Origin of the sequence: Streptomyces sp. NPDC048637, assembly GCF_040650675.1 — a bacterium.
Taxonomy (GTDB): Bacteria; Actinomycetota; Actinomycetes; order Streptomycetales; family Streptomycetaceae; genus Streptomyces.
The window spans coordinates 93,439-111,372 of the sequence record NZ_JBEZHQ010000002.1 but is presented as its reverse complement, the minus strand read 5'-3'; the positions used below and the strand labels follow the sequence as shown (position 1 = coordinate 111,372).

Here is a 17,934-nt window from a genome sequence, read left to right as displayed (position 1 = left end):
GCCGCCCCGAGGGGCGACGGGCTCAACTAGTGGGCATCGGCAAGGTGTTGGGTGCCGATGCGCTTACGGAACACCCAGTACGTCCACCCCTGGTAGAGCATCACGAGCGGTGTGGCGAAGGCGGCACCCCACGTCATGATCTTCAGGGTGTAGGGGCTGGAGGAGGCGTTGCTGACCGTGAGGTTCCAGCTCTCGTTCAGCGTGGACGGCATGACGTTCGGGAAGAGCGTCAGGAACAGCATCACGACCGCGGCCACGATGGTGAGGCCGGAGAACGCGAACGCCCAGCCCTCACGCCCGAGCCGGTTGGCCCCGAGCGCCGCGACCAGCGCGACCACCGCCACCATCATGGCGACCAGGCTGGTGCCGTCACCGTTGTCGGCCTGGGTCCAGCCGAGGAAGCCGACCGCGAGCACGGCGGCGACCGGTCCGAGGACGGCCGCCCTCCTGCGCGCCCGCTCCCGGATGTCGCCCACCGTCTTGAGCGAGGCGAACACCGCACCGTGGAAGGTGAACAGCGTGAGCGTGACCAGGCCGCCCAGGATCGCGTACGGGTTCAGCAGGTCGAGGACGCTGCCCACATATTCCTTGTGGGCGTCGATCTTGACGCCGTGCACGAGGTTGCCGAACACCACGCCCCACAGCACAGCGGGCAGCAGGGAAGTCCAGAAGATCGTGTTTTCCCAGTTCCGCTGCCAGCGCTCCCCGGTCCGCTTGACGCGGTACTCAAAGGCGACACCACGCAGGATCAGACAGATGAGGATCAGCAGCAGCGGCAGATAGAAGCCGGAGAAGAGGGTGGCGTACCACTCGGGGAAGGCGGCGAAGGTCGCACCGGCCGCACTGATCAGCCAGACCTCGTTGCCGTCCCAGACCGGCCCGATGGTGTTGATCAGTACCCGCTTCTCCTGCCGGTCACGGGCGAGGAGCTTGGTGAGGACGCCGATTCCGAAGTCGAATCCTTCGAGGAAGAAGTACCCGGTCCAGAGAACGGCGATAAGGACGAACCAGACGTCGTGGAGTTGCACAGTCGCCTCCTAGTACGAGAAGGCCATCGGCCGGTCGGCGTCCGTGCTGTCGCCGCCGATCTTGGTGGGCGGGTTGAGGTCGGAGTCGGTGAGCTCCGGGGGGCCGACCTTGACGTACTTCACCAGCAGCTTGACCTCGACCACGGCGAGGATCGCGTAGAGCGTGGTGAAGACGATCATCGAGGTGAGTACCTCGCCCTGCGAGACGCCCGGGGACACCGCGTCCGAGGTGCGCAGCACGCCGTAGACGGCCCAGGGCTGGCGGCCCATCTCGGTGAAGATCCAGCCCCAGGAGTTCGCGATGAGCGGGAAGCCGAGGGTGACGAAGGCGAGCGACCAGTACCACTTGCTCAGCCGGGCACCGAGCTCCTTGTTCCTGGTGAGCACGAGACGGGGTGGTTCCTCGTCCCCCGTACGCAGCCCCGGCGCCAGCCAGAACTTCTTACGGGTGAGCCACAGCCCGGCGAGTCCGATGGCGAACGACGACATCCCGAAGCCGATCATCCAACGGAAGCCCCAGTAAGCGACCGGGATGTTGGGCCGGTAGTCACCGGGCCCGAACTTCTGCTGCTCGGCCCTGTTGACGTCGTTGATGCCGGGGACCGGCGAGGTGAAGTCGTTATGGGCGAGGAAGGAGAGCAGACCGGGAACCTCGATGGCGACCTTGTTGTGGCCCTTGTCGACGTCCCCGTAGGCGAAGACCGAGAACGGCGCCGGCTTTTCGGTTTCCCACAGCGCCTCGGCGGCAGCCATCTTCATCGGCTGCTGCTTGAACATGACCTTGCCGAGCGAGTCACCGCTGACCGCGGTGAGGATGCCGGCGATGACCAGCGTGATCAGCCCGAGCCGCAGCGACGTCCGCATGACCTTGATGTGCTTCTTGCGCATCAGGTGGAAGGCGGAGATGCCGACCATGAACGCGGCGCCGGTCAGGAAGGCCGCGGTCAGCGTGTGGAAGACGACGACCAGGGTAGTGTCCTGGGTCAGCACCTTCCAGAAGTCGGTCAGCTCGGCACGGCCGTTCGCGGCGTTGTACTTGTAGCCGACCGGGTGCTGCATCCAGGAGTTCGCCGCCAGGATGAAGTACGACGAGAGGATCGTGCCGATCGAGACCATCCACATGCAGAAGCAGTGGATCTTCTTCGGCAGCTTGTCCCAGCCGAAGATCCACAGGCCGATGAAGGTGGACTCGAAGAAGAACGCGATGAGCGCCTCGAAGGCCAGCGGAGCACCGAAGACGTCGCCGACGAACCGCGAGTAGTCGGACCAGTTCATACCGAACTGGAACTCCTGGACGATGCCGGTGACGACACCCATCGCGATATTGATCAGAAACAGCTTGCCCCAGAACTTGGTGGCCTTGAGGTACTTCTCCTTACCCGTGCGTACCCATGCGGTCTCGAGTCCGGCCACCAGGGCGGCGAGGGAGATCGTCAGGGGGACGAACAGGAAGTGGTAGACGGTCGTGATGCCGAATTGCCATCGCGCCAGAGTCTCTGGCGCCAACGCCAGTTCCATGTCGTGCTCCTTACGTCGCCGTGTGGCACCACGGCAATGCCCCTTATGCACCCAATAAAGGGCACATAACGGATGGGCTTGTGAACGCGTTCACATTCACAAGGAATTATCTCCTATGACTTTTCGGCCAATCCCTGGGGGGTACGTGACCGCAGTCACGTCGGCCCGAAAACGCCCCGAGGCCGCGGGTCGGCAGACCCACGGCCTCGGTACGGCGTCCTGACGACGGCCTACAGCGCCTTACGGAACTCCTCCGCGGCCTGCAGGAACAGATCCATCGCCGGGCTCTCGCCGATCGTCACCCGCACCCCCTCACCGGGGAACGGCCGCACCACCACCCCGGCCCGCTCGCAGGCCGCGGCAAAGTCGGCCGTACGGTCCCCCAGCCGCAGCCAGACGAAGTTGGCCTGCGATTCCGGGACCGTCCAGCCCTGCCCGAGCAGACCGTCCACCACCCGCGCCCGCTCGGCCACCAGGGCATCGACCCGCTCCAGCAGCGCCGCCTCGCTGCGCAGCGACGCCACCGCCGCCTCCTGCGCGAGCTGGCTGACCCCGAAGGGCACCGCCGTCTTGCGCAGCGCCGCGGCCACCGGCTCATGCGCCACCGCGAAGCCGACCCGCAGCCCCGCCAGGCCGTACGCCTTGGAGAAGGTCCGCAGCACACACACGTTGGGGCGGTCGTGGTAGAGATCGATACCGTCCGGTACCTCGGCGTCCCGGATGAACTCGCGATAGGCCTCGTCCAGCACCACCAGCACATCGCCCGGCACCCGGTCCAGGAAGGACTCCAGCTCCGCACGGCGTACGACGGTGCCGGTGGGGTTGTTGGGGTTGCAGACGAAGATCAACCGGGTCCGGTCGGTGATCGCGGCAAGCATCGCCTCCAGGTCGTGCACCTCGCCCGAGGTCAGCGGGACCTGCACGGCCGTGGCGCCGGAGACCTGGGTGATGATCGGGTACGCCTCGAACGAGCGCCAGGCGTAGATCACTTCATCACCGGGCCCGGCCGTCGCCTGGACCAGCTGCTGGGCCACCCCGACCGACCCGGTGCCCGTCGCCAGATGCTCCACCGGCACCGAGAACCGCTCGGACAGCTCCGCCATCAGGCCCGTGCAGGCCATGTCCGGGTAGCGGTTGACGGCCCCGGCAGCGGTCACCGTGCTCTCCAGGACGCCCGGCAGCGGCGGATAGGGGTTCTCGTTGGAGGACAGCTTGTATGTGACGGGGCCGCCGACCGCCGCCGGCCGACCCGGCTTGTAGGTGGGGACGCCGTCCAGCGCAGCACGCAGCTTCGGGGTCTTCTCGCTCACCGCAGGTCCTCCTCGACCGTCCGCTCATCTCCAATACTGCACACCTTATGAGGATTGACCCGTTCGGCGGCAGCCCCGACCCGGCGGCAGCACCTCTCCACTCTCCGGACGGCCCTCCGGAGAGCCCCGCGCAAAACCCCCTGGGAGCGCTCCCCGAACCGGCGCGCGCCGGTGGCTTACGCCGTGGCGCGCATCCCCCGTCAAGGTGACTTGAGACCACTTCGGGACCGGAACCGATCGACAGGTGAAGGCGGAAAATCTCCCGCATAATGATCACTATTCACGTCAACTCCCTTTATTTTGCAGGGAATTGATGATTGATCACCGTGCAGAAACGTGCCTTTCCACAGCCGTTGGTGGCCCCCCGTGAATGCGCCTCACGAGCCCTACTATCGGCTCGCCATGACAGCAGCAGGGAAGCACCAGGTGAGCCGGTCGACCGGTCGCCGGCTGGGGCGGGCGGGCATCCGGGACGTGGCCGCCGCAGCCGGTGTGTCGATCACGACTGTCTCCGACGCGCTCAACGGCAAGGGCCGGCTTCCGGATGCCACCCGTAGCCATGTCCGCGAGGTGGCCGACCGGCTGGGCTACCGCCCGTCCGCAGCCGCCCGCACCCTCCGTACCGGTAAGTCAGGGCTCCTCGGCCTGACCGTGACCACGTACGGGGACGAACCCTTCACCTTCACCGAATTCGCCTATTTCGCGGAGATGGCCAGAGCCGCCACCTCCGCGGCCCTGGCCCGCGGCTATGCGCTGGTCATCCTCCCGGCGACCTCCCGCCACGACGTGTGGTCCAACGTCGCCCTCGACGGCACCGTCGTCATCGACCCCGCCGACGGCGACCCCGTCGTCACCGAACTCGTCCGGCACGGCATCCCCGTCGTCTCCGACGGCCGCCCCGGCGGCGCACTGCCCGTCACCGGCTGGGTCGACAACGATCACGAGGCGGCCGTCCTCGGTCTGCTCGACCATCTCGCCGACGCCGGCGCCCGCCGCATCGGACTCCTCACGGGCAACACCACCGACACCTACACCCGGCTGTCCACCACCGCCTATCTGCGCTGGTGCGAACGGGTCGGCCAGGATCCGGTGTACGAGTCCTACCCGGCACACGACCCGTGCGCGGGGGCCGTCGCCGCCGACCGGCTGCTGGCCCGCCCGGACCGCCCGGACGCCGTCTACGGGCTCTTCGACCCCAACGGCACGGACCTGCTCGCCGCCGCCCGGCGCTACGGCCTGCGGGTGCCGGAGGACCTGCTGCTGGTCTGCTGCAGCGAGTCCACCCTCTACGCCGCCACCGAACCTCCGATCACCACGCTGTCCCTCAAACCGCGCCGCATCGGCACCGCCGTCATCCAGATCCTCATCGACGCCATCGAAGGGCTGGACCACGGCCGGCCCATCGAACAGGTGATACCTACCGATCTCATCGTCCGTGCCTCGTCCCAACGACGGTCACCGAGAACGACCGTCAGCCCGCCACGGGGACCGGCCGGCGACTGAGGGTGCTCCCACATACGGACGACCGGGCGTTCTCTTCCACGAGGAAAAAACAGGGCGATCCCGGGACAAATCAGCCGCGAACGCCGGGCTCCGGCGGATTGACCACCCCCGGGTGCGTCACAACCCGCGACCAGCATTCCTATGATGGGCGCACGACACCGCGGACCGCCGTCGACCAGGCAAAGGTCCGAGAGGTGCACGGCGGCGCGACGGTGGAGGGGTCGATGACTCAGGGGGCCAGTCTGGGACCCATGGTGCGAACCATGGCGGGAGAAACTCCGGCGCCTGCTCCGCCGCCCGGAGTGCCTTCCGGCACGCCCGCCGGGTCCCCCGCGCCGCCTGTCGGCCCGCCGCTCCATCTGCCCGCCGGTGCCCCTGCCGCGCCGCCGGCCGCGCCCCCCGTGGCGCCGCCGGCCGAGCTGCCCGAGGAGTACACCCCGACCGCGCGTGACCTCCCGGTCATCGCCCCCGGCCGTACGGACACCCTGATCGACCGCCCGGCGGTCGTCCCGGTGCCCGAACCGGCCACGGACCCCGACGCGCCCGAGGGCATGGGCCCGCTGTACGTCGTCGGCGATGTGCACGGCTACTACGACGAGCTGCGCGAGGCGCTGGCCGCCGAGGGCCTGATCGACGCCGACGGCAACTGGGCGGCGGGCAACGCCCGGCTCTGGTTCCTCGGCGACTTCACGGACCGCGGCCCGGACGGGATCGGCGTCATCGACCTCGTCATGCAGCTCTCCGCGGAGGCCGCAGCGGCCGGCGGCTACTGCAAGGCCCTGATGGGCAACCACGAGCTCCTGCTGCTGGGCGCCAAGCGGTTCGGCGACACCCCCGTACAGTCCGGCGCCGGCACCGCGTCCTTCCAGGCCGCCTGGCTCCTCAACGGCGGCCAGAAGACCGATATGGACCGCCTGGAGGACCACCACCTCCAGTGGATGGCCCGGCTGGACGCCGTGATGGAGGAGGACGGGCATCTGCTCGTGCACTCCGACACCACCGCCTACCTCGAATACGGCGACTCCATCGAGGCCGTCAACGACACCGTCCACGACGTGCTCACCCGCAGCGACGCCGACGAAGTCTGGGATCTGTTCCGGAAGTTCACCAAGCGCTTCGCCTTCCGCGACGAAGCCGGCTCGGAAGCCGTCCGGGAACTCCTCGATGCCTACGGCGGCGACCGCGTCGTCCACGGCCACAGCCCGATCCCGTATCTGCTGGGCGAGGTCGGCACGGAGGACGGCGAGAGCGACGGCGTCGCGGTCGACGGTCCGCATGTCTACGCCGACGGTCTGGCCATCGCCATGGACGGCGGCATCACGATGGCCGGAAAGCTATTGGTCGTTCAACTTCCCTTGGCTGGCTGAGGGTTGTACGGGTAGTCGTACGCCAGGCCGGCCGACGGGCGGTCAGGACGAAAACGGGGGACGGCACCGGCGGAAACCGGTCGGTGCATTACTCAATTTCCGCAAACTCTCTGTCACCCCGCGCCGGAGTCGCTCTACCATCGGGGCTATCCGTAGCAGGCTCTCCTCCGTTTCCGCCCACTGCCCGGCCAACGCCGGCCGTACGGCCCTACGGAGCATCGGGGGATGCACATGAACAGCGCTCCGCACCTGCTGAACGAGGACCGCGCGGAATTTGCGCGGATCCTCGATGAGGCGCTGCGTACCGCCCCATACCGCGCGGACGGCCTGACCGCCGCCGCGGGAGACCCTCTCCACACCGAGCAGTTGCGCACGATGGCACTCAGCGCGACCACCGCCATCGCTGCCTGCGCCGCGGCCGAATACCAACGCTATGTGCAGCTCCGCGCCGCATTGCGCGCGCCGGCGCCCACCGCGTCCGTCGCCGATACGGGCGGCGAGGAGCAGAACGCGGCCGATGACGGGAGACCAGGACCGGACAGCGACGCGGTCATCGACGAGGCCGAAAGCACCGGCGCCGGGCTGACCGCCATGATCGCCGTGCTCGCCCCTGTGCTCGCCGGCATCGCCGCGGTCCTGTTCCTCCTCATCGGGTATGTGCTGCGCGCCCTCAGCCCCGACAAATCCCTGGCCCAGCCGCTGATCAGCGTCGGCTGGATCTTCGCGGCGCTGACCGCGGCGGGCACCCTGGTCGCCATGGCCGGTCTGGTCATCACGGCGGTGCGCAACGGCGCGTCCGCCCAGGTCGCCGGAGCCGAGGGATCGGCCGAGGCACTGGACCAGGCCCGCGAGGCCTGGCGCCGCGCCCTTCTGGAGCGCGGTCTGCTGCCGTTTCTCCGAGCGGCTCTCGCCGACCCCACAGCCACCCCGGACGACGACCCGGCCCGCTACGTCCCGCGCCGCACCACGTCCCCCGAGAGCCGCATCCCGACCCTCGGCTACACCCGCCCCGAGTTCACCAGCCCCGACAGCGGCGCCTCGGGATCCCGCCCGCGCTACTCCAGCCCGGACTTCACCAGCCCCGATTACGGCGGGCCGGATCATCACCCGGATTAGGGCGGGCCGGACCACCACCCCGATGAGGGCGGGCCGGACCATCACGGCTCCATGGAGCTCCTGTCCCTGCGGTGCCGACCATCATCCCGCTCTGCTCGTGATCGCCCGGACAGTCCCTCGGCGCCCCCTAGGACGGTGGTACGCAGCAGACGAGTGTGGTGGAGGCACCGCCGGAGCCCCCACCACACGCCGTCAGCCGATCAGTCCGCCAACGGCAGGTACACCCGGTTCCCCGCCGCCGCGAACTCCTTCGACTTCTCGGCCATTCCGGCCTCGGGGTCGAGTGCCAGGTCGCCGCCGTGTTCGCGGCGGATGTCCTGGCTGATCTTCATCGAGCAAAACTTCGGGCCGCACATCGAGCAGAAGTGGGCCGTCTTCGCCGGTTCGGCGGGCAGCGTCTCGTCATGGAAGGCGCGAGCCGTGTCCGGGTCGAGGGCCAGGTTGAACTGATCCTCCCAGCGGAACTCGAAACGGGCGTCGGAGAGCGCGTCGTCCCATTCCTGAGCGCCCGGGTGGCCCTTGGCCAGGTCCGCCGCATGGGCCGCGATCTTGTACGTGATGACGCCGGTCTTGACGTCGTCGCGGTCCGGCAGGCCCAGGTGCTCCTTGGGCGTGACGTAACAGAGCATCGCGGTGCCCCACCAGGCGATCATCGCCGCGCCGATACCGGAGGTGATGTGGTCGTAGGCGGGCGCGATGTCGGTGGTCAGCGGGCCGAGCGTGTAGAACGGGGCCTCTTCGCAGATCTCCTGCTGGAGGTCGATGTTCTCCTTGATCTTGTGCATCGGGACATGTCCCGGGCCCTCGATCATGGTCTGTACGCCGTGCCGCTTGGCGATGGTGTTCAGCTCGCCGAGCGTCCGCAGCTCCGCGAACTGCGCCTCGTCGTTGGCGTCCGCGATGGAGCCGGGGCGCAGACCGTCACCGAGCGAGTAGGTGACGTCGTAGGAGGCGAGGATCTCGCAGAGCTCCTCGAAGTGCGTGTAGAGGAACGACTCCTGGTGGTGTGCCAGGCACCAGGCGGCCATGATCGAACCGCCGCGGGAGACGATGCCGGTCTTGCGGCGGGCCGTGAGGGGCACATAGCGGAGCAGCACCCCGGCGTGCACCGTCATGTAGTCGACGCCCTGTTCGGCCTGCTCGATGACGGTGTCCTTGTAGATCTCCCAGGTCAGCTCCTCGGCCTTGCCGTCGACCTTCTCCAGCGCCTGGTAGAGGGGGACGGTGCCGATGGGGACGGGGGAGTTGCGCAGCACCCACTCGCGGGTGGTGTGGATATTGCGGCCGGTGGACAGATCCATCACCGTGTCGGCGCCCCAACGGGTCGCCCAGGTCATCTTCTCCACCTCCTCCTCGATGGAGGAAGTGACCGCCGAATTGCCGATGTTGGCGTTCACCTTCACCAGGAAGTTCTTGCCGATGATCATCGGCTCGATCTCCGGGTGGTTGATGTTGGCCGGCAGCACCGCACGGCCGGCCGCGATCTCGTCGCGGACGAACTCGGGCGTGACCTTCTCGCGGAGGGCGACGTACTCCATCTCCGCGGTGATCTCGCCACGCTGGGCGTAGGCGAGCTGGGTGACCGCGGCGCCGTCACGGCCGCGGCGCGGCTGCCGGGGACGGCCGGGGAAGACCGCGTCGAGGTTCTTGAGTCCGCCGCGCGGCGAGGTGTGCTTGAGGCCGTCGTCCTCGGGCCGCATGGGGCGGCCCGCGTACTCCTCGGTGTCGCCGCGGCCGATGATCCAGTTCTCCCGCAGCGGCGTCAGGCCACGGCGGACGTCGGTTTCGATATTGGGGTCGGTGTACGGCCCTGACGTGTCGTAGAGCGTCACGTCCTTGCCGTTGGTGAGGTGCACCCGCCGGACCGGCACCCGAAGGTCCGGGCGCGATCCGGAGACATAGCCCTTGTGCCAGCCGATCTGCGGCTTTTCGCCACCGTTGGCACCCTTTTCGGGCGTGCGTGCATCCTGCAGAGTCATGAGACCCAACTCCCTACGCCGGCATTACCCGGTAACAGGTTCGGCGGTCGACGCAGCGGCTTCCGTCCGCCGGCGTTTCACGTGAAACGCCGCTGGGACGGAGGTCAGCGCCCTCTCAGCCCGGTGCTCCGAGCTCCCGCGATTGCAAAGTGCCACCACGGTAGCGGCCGATGTGGCGCGGTGAACAGTGGGCCCCTTGAGTTCTTGCGATGATCGGGCGGTGTCCCCTCACGAGTCCCACCATCACTCCGCGCCGCACTCCCATGCGCACGGCCATGGTCCTGCCGCGCCCGTCTCCCGACATCTGCGCAAGGTCATCGCGGCGGTACTGATCCCGTTCGCGGCCGCGGTGGCGGTCGGCCTGGTCGTGCTCTGGCCGGGCGGTGCACCGCCCCACAAACCGTCAGGGGTCGGCTTCGACCAGCCCACGGAGACGGCCAGAGTGGTCAAAGTGGTGGAGGTGAACTGTGCGGATGTCCATGCCGAACAGCAGCCCCAGCCCCCGTCGCCGACGGGGCAGCCACCGACCGGGGGAGCGGACAAGGGCAAGCCCTGCCAGCAGGCGACGATCGAAGTCACCACCGGGGAGAACAAGGGGCGCACCTTCCAGACGGTGGTGACACCGGACGCGCTGCGCCACTACACCACCGGCCAGGAGGTGGTGGTGGCGTACTCCCCCAAGGCGCCGAAGGATCTGCAGTACTCGGTCAGCGATGTCGACCGGTCGCTCCCGATGTGGCTGTTGGCCGCGATCTTCGCCTTCGCCGTGGTGATCGTCGGCCGGCTGCGCGGCCTACTCGCCCTGGTGGCGCTGGCGGCCAGCTTTGTGGTCCTGACGCTGTTCATCCTTCCGGCGATCCTGCAGGGCTCCAATCCACTGGTGGTGGCGGTGGTCGGCGGCAGCGCGATCATGCTGATCGCGCTGTACCTGTGCCATGGGCTGACGGCCCGTACCTCCGTGGCCGTGCTCGGCACGCTCGCCTCACTGCTGCTGATCGGGCTGCTCGGCTCGGTATTCATCGGCTGGGCGCTGCTGACCGGCAATACTGACGACACGACCGGGCTGGTGCACGGTCTGTACCCGGATATCGAGATCCGCGGTCTGCTGCTGGCGGGGATCATCATCGGCTCGCTGGGCGTGCTCGACGATGTGACGGTGACCCAGACCGCCGCGGTCTGGGAGCTCAAGGAGGCGGACCCGTCGGCCGGCTGGCGCAAGCTGTACGGCGCCGCGATGCGGATCGGCCGGGATCACATTGCGTCCGTCGTCAACACCCTTGTGCTGGCCTACGCGGGCGCCGCACTGCCGCTGCTTTTGCTGTTCTCGATCGCACAGAGCAGCGTCGGCACGGTCGCTTCGAGCGAGGTGGTTGCGGAGGAGATCGTCCGTACGCTCGTGGGCAGCATCGGACTGGTCGCCGCGGTGCCGCTGACCACCCTGCTGGCCGCGCTGGTCGTCTCGGCGGACCGGAAGCAGCAGAAGGAGCAGAGCGCGCCGACGGACGTCTTCACGGAAGCCGGACAGGGAGCCGGGACCGGAACCGGGGCGGGGTCCGGGGCCGGGGTTACCGGCGGCGTGCCGGCGAGCCCCACGGGTGGCCGGCCGGGACGACGTGGGGGACGCGGCAAGCGACGTAAGCAGTAAGGACGGGAAGGCCGGCGCGGGGGAGGGCCGACGGGGGCCGGGTCAGCCGGCCGGGGCCTCCGTGAGGATCTGGTCCAGTACGGCCTCCAGGGTGTCGCAGACCTCTTCCTTACCCAGCGGCACCAGCCGGTCCGTACGGTCCAGGAAGGCGACCAGCGGCGCCGCACTCACCCGGAACAGCGCACGCTCGGCGCCGACTTGAAGGCTGATGAGGACATCGCTGAGGTGCTCGGGGGAGGCCGGCTCGATACGCACATCGCCCTCACCGGACGGCCGGCTCAGCCCGTCCAGCAGCAGCTCCCGGCCGAATGCCCAGGTCACCGGCGCATCGCCGGGCAGGTCGAAGGTGAGGCGGACGGCGTACGGATCGGCGCTGGCGAAGTCCAGCTCCACCGGAATCCGGAACGCAAGCTCCTCCGAGACGACGAAGCTCATGATCACTTCTGCCTGAACTGTGTCGGTCATCAACCACTGCCCCGCACTTGATCGGAGATGGCCGGGAAACAACCCCCGTAGCCCTATTGGCGCCATCGTCTGCCACGTGCCAGCAGATCACAAGGAGTGAGTTTTCAGATACTGATAGAGAAGGCGAGTGTCGTTAGTGTCGCCTCCGCCATTTTCCGTAGTCGGTCTGTAACGGACCGCAATCGACGCAGTTCGTCCACGGGCAGGGAAACCGCCAGCGTCGCGACGGCCGCCCCGACCTGGACGGGGATGGCGGAGCACACCGTGCCCAGGGCATATTCCTGCCGCTCGTAAGCGACTTGGCGACGACGCACCGTATCCAAACGATGCAGCAAATCGTCCTCAGTTCGCACGGAAAAGGGCGTTATCGACTGGACGGGATGGCGTGCCAGATGCTCCTTCCTCGTTGTCTCGTCAAGCTGCGCGAGCAGGCATTGCCCGATGGCATGGGCATGGGCGGTGGTTCGGAAGTCGACCCACTCCACGACCGGTGGCCGCGCCGGGTCGTCGGTCACCGCCACCACCTCCACTTCACCCTCCCGGTAGACAGCGAAGTAGACGGCGGCGCCCAGTACCTGGCCCGCCAGGGCCAGCGCCTCGGAGATATGGGCCCGTTGCCGGCGCCTGGCCCCCGCCCCGCCGATGGCCTCGGCCGCCTCGCCGAGGACGAAGACACCGTTCTCACGCTGGAGATAGCCCTCGTGCGTCAGGGTCCGCAGCAGGTGGTAGGTCGTCGGCAGCGGCAGCCCGGCTTCTCTCGCCAGCTGCTTGGCGGGCGCGCCGTCGGCATGCGCGCCCACCGCCTCCAGTAGCCGGAGCGCCCGCTGTACCGATCCGATCAAGGTGGGGTGGGAGGTGGATTCGCCGTTCACGATTGCCAACGCCAACCCCCAGGTCCGCTCGCAATGGGGCACGGGGCCCCGGCCGCGGGACCAACTCCCGCGACCGCGCGCGTCTTCCAGGCACCCACGAGGACGCCCGGACCGGGCTCTTCTCACCCGGGATTTTCCGGAACGCCACCGTCCGGAAGACGCCTGCGATCGGCACTCTAACTCGGCGGAGGGAGCCAGAAGGCCCGAAGTCGCCGGGAGTTACCCCGTCCGCGCACCGCTGAGCGGGACTGTGCGGGCCGGGTTCGACAGCTGACCCCACTGCGTCGCGATGAGGTGTGCCGGGGGTGCTTTGCGGGGTGACCGTCCGGCGGCCAGCGCCGAGCGGGAGCGAGCCCCGGCGACCGCCGGCGATCGGGCACCGGCGGCGGCCTCCTCGGCTGTGGCCTACCAGTCACTCTTCGACGAGGAAGAGGACGAGCCGCTGACCCTGCGGACGAGGTAGATGACTCCGGCGATCAGGGCCGCCGCGATGAGGACCTTGAACAGCACGCCGATCAGGAAGCCGAGTGCGGTGGCAATCAGTCCACCGAAGACGACGATCACGATGACGGGCACCACGACCCAGGTGACCCACCACGGAAGCCCTGCGAATATCCCCTTACCGGCCACTGCTCTCCCCTGCTCTCTGTCTCTCGCGCTGTCGTTGTCCGTACCGCGCTATCTGTCTGCCGCGCTGGATCGCGCCGATGGCACCGTCCGCGTGCTGCGTGTCTGCCGCCCCGCGCCTCAGGTTTCCCTTCACCCACGATGCTAGGACGCGGACCACGGCCGTGGGGGCTTCGCAGCCCCGGTCCTCCCCTGACCCTTCCCCTACGGGTCCCGGAGCCCGGCCCTTAGCTCTCAGGAGGAGAGAAGACCACCATCACCCGGAGGTCCTCGCTGATGTGGTGGAACTTGTGGGGCACCCCGGCCGGCACATAGACCACGCTGCCCCGTGCCACCGACTGCGTCTCCTGCCCGACGGTGATCGCCGCCCGGCCGCTGACCACGAGATACACCTCGTCCTGCGCGTGCGGCTGCTGGGGATCGATGCTGCCTGCATCCAGCGCATACAGACCGACCGACATGTTGCGCTCCCGTAGGAACTGCAGATACGCACCGTCGTTCGCGGCCCGCTCCGCTTCCAGCTCATCCAGTCGGAAAGCCTTCATGCCGTTCGCACCCCTCGATGATTCAGACTCGTCTGCGACGATCTCACCATGAAGCATTTTCTGGTCAAGACGATCGCCAATGCCGCGGCGCTTGCCGTGGCCATCTGGCTGCTCAAGGACATCACGCTCACCGGTGAGAACACCGGCCGCCAAGTACTGACACTGATCCTCGTCGCGCTGATCTTCGGGCTGGTCAATTTCCTGGTCAAGCCCGTGGTGAAGCTGCTCTCCTTCCCCCTGTTCATCCTCACGCTCGGCCTGATCACGCTGGTCGTGAACGCGCTGATGCTGCTGCTGACCTCCTGGCTCGCCGGCAAGGCCGATCTCGCCTTCCATGTGGGCGGCTTCTGGACGGCACTGCTCGGCGGCGTGATCATCTCGATAGTCGCCTGGGCGATGCATGTGATCCTTCCCGACGAGGACTGACCCTTGACCGCTCCCTTCCGTATCTGCTTCGTCTGCACCGGCAACATCTGCCGGTCGCCGATGGCGGAGTCCGTCTTCCGCGCCCGCCTCGCGGAGGCCGGGCTCGACGGCCTGGTCGAGGTGGACAGCGCGGGGACCGGCGGCTGGCACGAGGGCGATGGAGCCGACCCGCGCACGGTCGCCGTACTGCGCGCGGGCGGTTATGCACACGCTCACACCGCCCACCAGTTCCATGCCTCCTGGTTCGACCACCTCGACCTGGTCATCGCGCTCGACTCCGGCCATCTGCGCGAGCTGCGCCGCCTCGCCCCCACCGCACAGGACGCCGCCAAGGTCCACCTGCTGCGTGCGTACGGGGCGGGCGCGGCGGCGGGCGCGATGGCGGACAGTGGCTCGGGCCCGGTGTCCGTCCCCTCCTCCGACCTCGATCCCTCCGACGATCTCGACGTACCCGATCCGTACTACGGCGGCTTCGAGGGCTTCGAGGAGTGCCTGACGATGGTCGAGACGGCAAGCGAAGGCCTGCTGACCGCGGTCCGCGCCGCGCTGCCGGCCCGTACCGTCGTCCCGGCCCGCGCCCCCGAGCCCGACATCCGGCGCGCAGCCCGGGAACCGCATCAGCCACCGGAGAAGGAGAGCGCATGACGGGCGACGGCACCCGCGCCGTACGAGCCGGGCTCCCGGAGCCCGAGGCCTATGAGCCGGCCCTTCCCGGGCCGGTGTTCGCGGCCCACTACCACCTCCCCGGCGATGCCGTCGGCCCCTACACCTACGGCCGCGATGCCAACCCGACGTGGACCCGTCTGGAACAGGCCATCGGCGAGCTCGAATCGCCGGACGAGCACGCCCATACCGTCGCCTTCGCTTCCGGGATGGCGGCGATCACCGCGGTCCTCTTCTCGCAGCTGCGCTCCGGCGACGCGGTGGTGCTCCCCAGCGACGGCTATCAGCTGCTGCCTGCCGTGCGCACGCGACTGGAGAGCTATGGCATCGAGGTCCGGACGGCGCCGACCGCACACGACGCACAGCTCGATGCGCTGGACGGCGCCCGGCTGCTGTGGATCGAGACGCCTTCCAACCCCGGCCTCGATGTCTGCGACATCCAGCGGCTGGCCGACGCGGCGCACCGCCGGGGCGCGCTGGTCGCCGTCGACAACACCCTCGCCACCCCGCTCGGCCAGCGCCCGCTCGACCTCGGCGCGGACTTCTCGGTGGCCAGCGGCACCAAGGGCCTGACCGGCCATGGCGATGTCCTGCTGGGCTACGCCAGCACCCGCGATGCCGCGCTCGCCGATTCCGTACGGCTGTGGCGCAAGACCGTGGGCGCCATCCCCGGTCCCATGGAGAGCTGGCTCGCGCATCGCTCACTCGCCACTCTCGCGCTGCGCGTGCGGCAGCAGTCGGCCGGTGCGCTGGCGCTGGCCACGGCGCTGGCCGACCGACCGGAGGTCACCGGCCTGCGCCACCCCGGACTGCGGTCCGATCCGTCCCACGAGCTCGCCGCCCGGCAGATGCGCCCGGGCCGCTTCGGCTCCGTGGTGTCCTTCGTGCTGCCCGACACGTCCTTCGCGGAGCAGTTCCTGGCCGCGCTGACCTTGGTGGACGACGCGACGAGCTTCGGGGGCGTACGGTCCAGCGCGGAGCGGCGGGCCCGTTGGGGCGGAGACGCGGTACCGGAGGGGTTCATCCGCTTCTCGGTCGGTGTCGAGGAGCCGGAGGATCTGGTCGCGGATGTTCTCCGGGCGCTGGATGCGGCGGCACGGAACTGACCGGACAACCGGCATCAACCGGGACCATCGGAACGAGTCGAACAAGCGGAGCGCGCCGCCATGTCCGGCACGCCTGAAGGTGTAAGGACGGCCGGCAGGGCATCCCCCCTCGTCGCCCTGCCGGCCTGCGGCTCCACATGGCCCCGAGTCCACGCGTTTCACGTGAAACCAGATGTTCCACGTGAAACCCAACCGCTCGAACAAGGCTAGTTGACTGAGCGTCAGTGTCCAATCACGCTAGCGACACAGCCCTATCGACAAATTTATAGTTGGCCCGCGACCAGGCTTCCGAGGGGCGCTGGAGGTACGCGATGGATCTGGCTCTGCTGCGCACCTTCGTCACCGTGCACCGAGCCGGCTCCTTCACCCGCGCCGCGGCGTTACTCGGCCTCTCCCAGCCCGCGGTGACCAGCCAGATCCGGGCGCTGGAACGCCAGTTGGGCCGCCCGCTCTTCCTCCGGTACGCCCGCGGAGTCACCCCCACCACCATCGGCGACGAGCTCGCCCACAAGGTGGCCCCGCACCTGGACGCACTCACCGAGATCACCGAGGCAGGCCTGGACCGGGACTCCGTCACCCGTACCCTCCATCTCGCCGGCCCCCCGGAGTTCCTTGCCGAGCGCGCGCTCCCGGCACTGACCCCGCTGATATCCCAGGGCCTGTCCCTCCGCACCGCCTTCGGGTCCGCGGAGAAGATGCTGACCGGTCTGGCGGCCGGTCACCACGATCTGACCGTCACCACGACCCGGCCGCGCGGCGGGCTGCTCTCCGCCACCCCGCTGTGTGACGAGGAGCATGTGCTGGTCGCCGCACCGCACTGGGCGGCCCAGTTGGGCGGCCCCGGGGTACTGCAGGCCGGCGGCGTCCGTCTGCTGGACCCCGTACCGATCGTCGAGGTGCACGAAAGTCTGCCGCTGATCACCCGCTACTGGTCCGCGGTCTTCGACGCGAAGCCCACGGGCTCCGCCGCCGTGATCGCCGGCGATCTGCGGGCGGTGCTGTCCTGCGTCACGGCCGGCGCGGGGCTCGCCGTGCTGCCCCGCTATCTGTGCGCCGACGCGCTGGCCGGCGGCCACGTCATCACTCTGCTCGACCCGCCGGTACCCCCGCTGCGGACCTACTTCCTGGCCGTACGGGCCGGGACGCTCGGCCTGCCGCATATCGCGCGGGCGCATGAATGGCTGCTGCGCAGCGCTGTCGACTGGTGACCGAGGGGCGAGGGTTTCACCAGGCCGTGACTGCGGCATCTGTCCCCTATGAACGAACGGCCAGTCGTCAAACGCACCGCCCGCGCGATCCTGCTCGACGGCGCGGACCTCGTTCTGATCAAGCGCACCAAGCCGGGCCGGGCCCCGTACTGGATCACTCCCGGCGGCGGTGTCGAGCCCGAGGACGCCACCGTCATCGACGCCCTCCACCGTGAACTGGACGAAGAGCTGGGCGCGAAGATCAAGGACGTGGTGCCGGTCTTCGTGGACACCGTCGAGCACTTCAGCGACGGCGGGGTGGACGGCGTGAAGGTCCAGCACTTCTTCGTCTGCCGGCTCGACTCGATGGACCTCTCCCGCCGGCACGGCCCCGAGGTCGAGGAGCCCTGCGGGGACTACGAAATCGTGCGGGTGCCCTTCACCCGCGTCGGAATCGCCTCCGTCGAGGTCGTACCGCTGTCGCTGCGGCACTACCTGGACGGCAACATCGAGGGCGTGCGGGCCATGCACGCCCCCGACCTGGGCTGAGCGGACCGCCGAGCCACCGCGGTGGCCG

The 17,934-nt window shown here is 68.8% G+C and carries 17 protein-coding genes and 1 riboswitch; of the genes, 9 read left to right on the top strand and 8 right to left on the bottom strand.

Annotated elements, in window-relative coordinates; translation table 11 throughout:
• Window positions 1-26 precede the first annotated feature (26 nt).
• The 3 genes from cydB to hisC all read right to left on the bottom strand — a co-directional run bounded on the left by cydB (window position 27) and on the right by hisC (window position 3,856).
• Window positions 27-1,028, bottom strand: a complete 1,002-nt coding sequence (gene cydB / locus AB0C46_RS03315; protein WP_362825315.1) for a cytochrome d ubiquinol oxidase subunit II — start codon at window positions 1,026-1,028, stop codon at window positions 27-29.
• A 9-nt stretch (window positions 1,029-1,037) separates the two neighbouring features.
• Window positions 1,038-2,546 (bottom strand): cytochrome ubiquinol oxidase subunit I, encoded by a 1,509-nt coding sequence (locus AB0C46_RS03310; protein WP_362825313.1) that lies wholly within the window; start codon window positions 2,544-2,546, stop codon window positions 1,038-1,040.
• Window positions 2,547-2,776: 230 nt separating this feature from the next.
• Window positions 2,777-3,856, bottom strand: coding sequence for a histidinol-phosphate transaminase (gene hisC / locus AB0C46_RS03305; RefSeq protein ID WP_362825311.1), 1,080 nt, complete (start codon window positions 3,854-3,856; stop codon window positions 2,777-2,779).
• Window positions 3,857-4,258: 402 nt separating this feature from the next.
• Here hisC and AB0C46_RS03300 point away from each other — a divergent pair, with 402 nt between their 5' ends.
• The 3 genes from AB0C46_RS03300 (at window position 4,259) to AB0C46_RS03290 (ending at window position 7,842) form a co-directional block, all read left to right on the top strand.
• Window positions 4,259-5,359, top strand: a complete 1,101-nt coding sequence (locus AB0C46_RS03300; RefSeq protein ID WP_362825310.1) for a LacI family DNA-binding transcriptional regulator — start codon at window positions 4,259-4,261, stop codon at window positions 5,357-5,359.
• Window positions 5,360-5,622: 263 nt separating this feature from the next.
• A complete protein-coding gene (locus AB0C46_RS03295) occupies window positions 5,623-6,726 on the top strand; it encodes a metallophosphoesterase (RefSeq protein WP_362825308.1) in 1,104 nt (367 codons plus the stop codon).
• 225 nt (window positions 6,727-6,951) lie between these two features.
• Window positions 6,952-7,842, top strand: a complete 891-nt coding sequence (locus tag AB0C46_RS03290) for a hypothetical protein (RefSeq protein WP_362825306.1) — start codon at window positions 6,952-6,954, stop codon at window positions 7,840-7,842.
• A gap of 200 nt (window positions 7,843-8,042) precedes the next feature.
• On the opposite strand, the gene thiC is transcribed toward AB0C46_RS03290, so the two are convergent.
• Window positions 8,043-9,821, bottom strand: coding sequence for a phosphomethylpyrimidine synthase ThiC (gene thiC, locus AB0C46_RS03285; protein WP_362825304.1), 1,779 nt, complete (start codon window positions 9,819-9,821; stop codon window positions 8,043-8,045).
• A riboswitch (TPP riboswitch) is annotated at window positions 9,815-9,971 on the bottom strand. (Overlaps the previous gene by 7 nt.)
• Window positions 9,972-10,041: 70 nt before the next feature.
• On the opposite strand from thiC, the gene AB0C46_RS03280 reads away from it, so the two are divergent.
• Window positions 10,042-11,466, top strand: coding sequence for a YibE/F family protein (locus tag AB0C46_RS03280; RefSeq protein ID WP_362825303.1), 1,425 nt, complete (start codon window positions 10,042-10,044; stop codon window positions 11,464-11,466).
• Between the two features lie 42 nt (window positions 11,467-11,508).
• Here the strand turns inward: AB0C46_RS03280 and AB0C46_RS03275 are convergent, their stop codons facing one another.
• The 4 genes from AB0C46_RS03275 to AB0C46_RS03260 all read right to left on the bottom strand — a co-directional run bounded on the left by AB0C46_RS03275 (window position 11,509) and on the right by AB0C46_RS03260 (window position 13,975).
• A complete protein-coding gene (locus tag AB0C46_RS03275) occupies window positions 11,509-11,931 on the bottom strand; it encodes an SsgA family sporulation/cell division regulator (RefSeq protein WP_168480449.1) in 423 nt (140 codons plus the stop codon).
• A 104-nt stretch (window positions 11,932-12,035) separates the two neighbouring features.
• A complete protein-coding gene (locus tag AB0C46_RS03270; protein ID WP_362825785.1) occupies window positions 12,036-12,806 on the bottom strand; it encodes an IclR family transcriptional regulator C-terminal domain-containing protein in 771 nt (256 codons plus the stop codon).
• Window positions 12,807-13,208: 402 nt separating this feature from the next.
• Window positions 13,209-13,433: a DUF5326 family protein gene (locus AB0C46_RS03265; RefSeq protein WP_362825301.1), complete on the bottom strand. Its 225-nt coding sequence runs from the start codon at window positions 13,431-13,433 to the stop codon at window positions 13,209-13,211.
• Window positions 13,434-13,657: 224 nt separating this feature from the next.
• Window positions 13,658-13,975, bottom strand: coding sequence for a cupin domain-containing protein (locus AB0C46_RS03260; RefSeq protein ID WP_362825300.1), 318 nt, complete (start codon window positions 13,973-13,975; stop codon window positions 13,658-13,660).
• A gap of 48 nt (window positions 13,976-14,023) precedes the next feature.
• Between AB0C46_RS03260 and AB0C46_RS03255 the strand changes: the two genes are divergently transcribed.
• The 5 genes from AB0C46_RS03255 (at window position 14,024) to AB0C46_RS03235 (ending at window position 17,906) form a co-directional block, all read left to right on the top strand.
• Window positions 14,024-14,401, top strand: coding sequence for a phage holin family protein (locus AB0C46_RS03255; protein ID WP_362825299.1), 378 nt, complete (start codon window positions 14,024-14,026; stop codon window positions 14,399-14,401).
• A gap of 3 nt (window positions 14,402-14,404) precedes the next feature.
• A complete protein-coding gene (locus AB0C46_RS03250; protein ID WP_362825297.1) occupies window positions 14,405-15,046 on the top strand; it encodes a low molecular weight protein-tyrosine-phosphatase in 642 nt (213 codons plus the stop codon).
• A complete protein-coding gene (locus AB0C46_RS03245) occupies window positions 15,043-16,170 on the top strand; it encodes a cystathionine gamma-lyase (protein ID WP_362825296.1) in 1,128 nt (375 codons plus the stop codon). Before AB0C46_RS03250 ends, AB0C46_RS03245 begins: the two co-directional genes overlap by 4 nt.
• A gap of 311 nt (window positions 16,171-16,481) precedes the next feature.
• Complete coding sequence (locus AB0C46_RS03240) at window positions 16,482-17,378, top strand: LysR family transcriptional regulator (RefSeq protein WP_362825294.1); 897 nt, start codon at window positions 16,482-16,484, stop codon at window positions 17,376-17,378.
• Between the two features lie 48 nt (window positions 17,379-17,426).
• Window positions 17,427-17,906, top strand: coding sequence for an NUDIX hydrolase (locus AB0C46_RS03235; protein WP_362825293.1), 480 nt, complete (start codon window positions 17,427-17,429; stop codon window positions 17,904-17,906).
• Window positions 17,907-17,934: the final 28 nt, after the last annotated feature.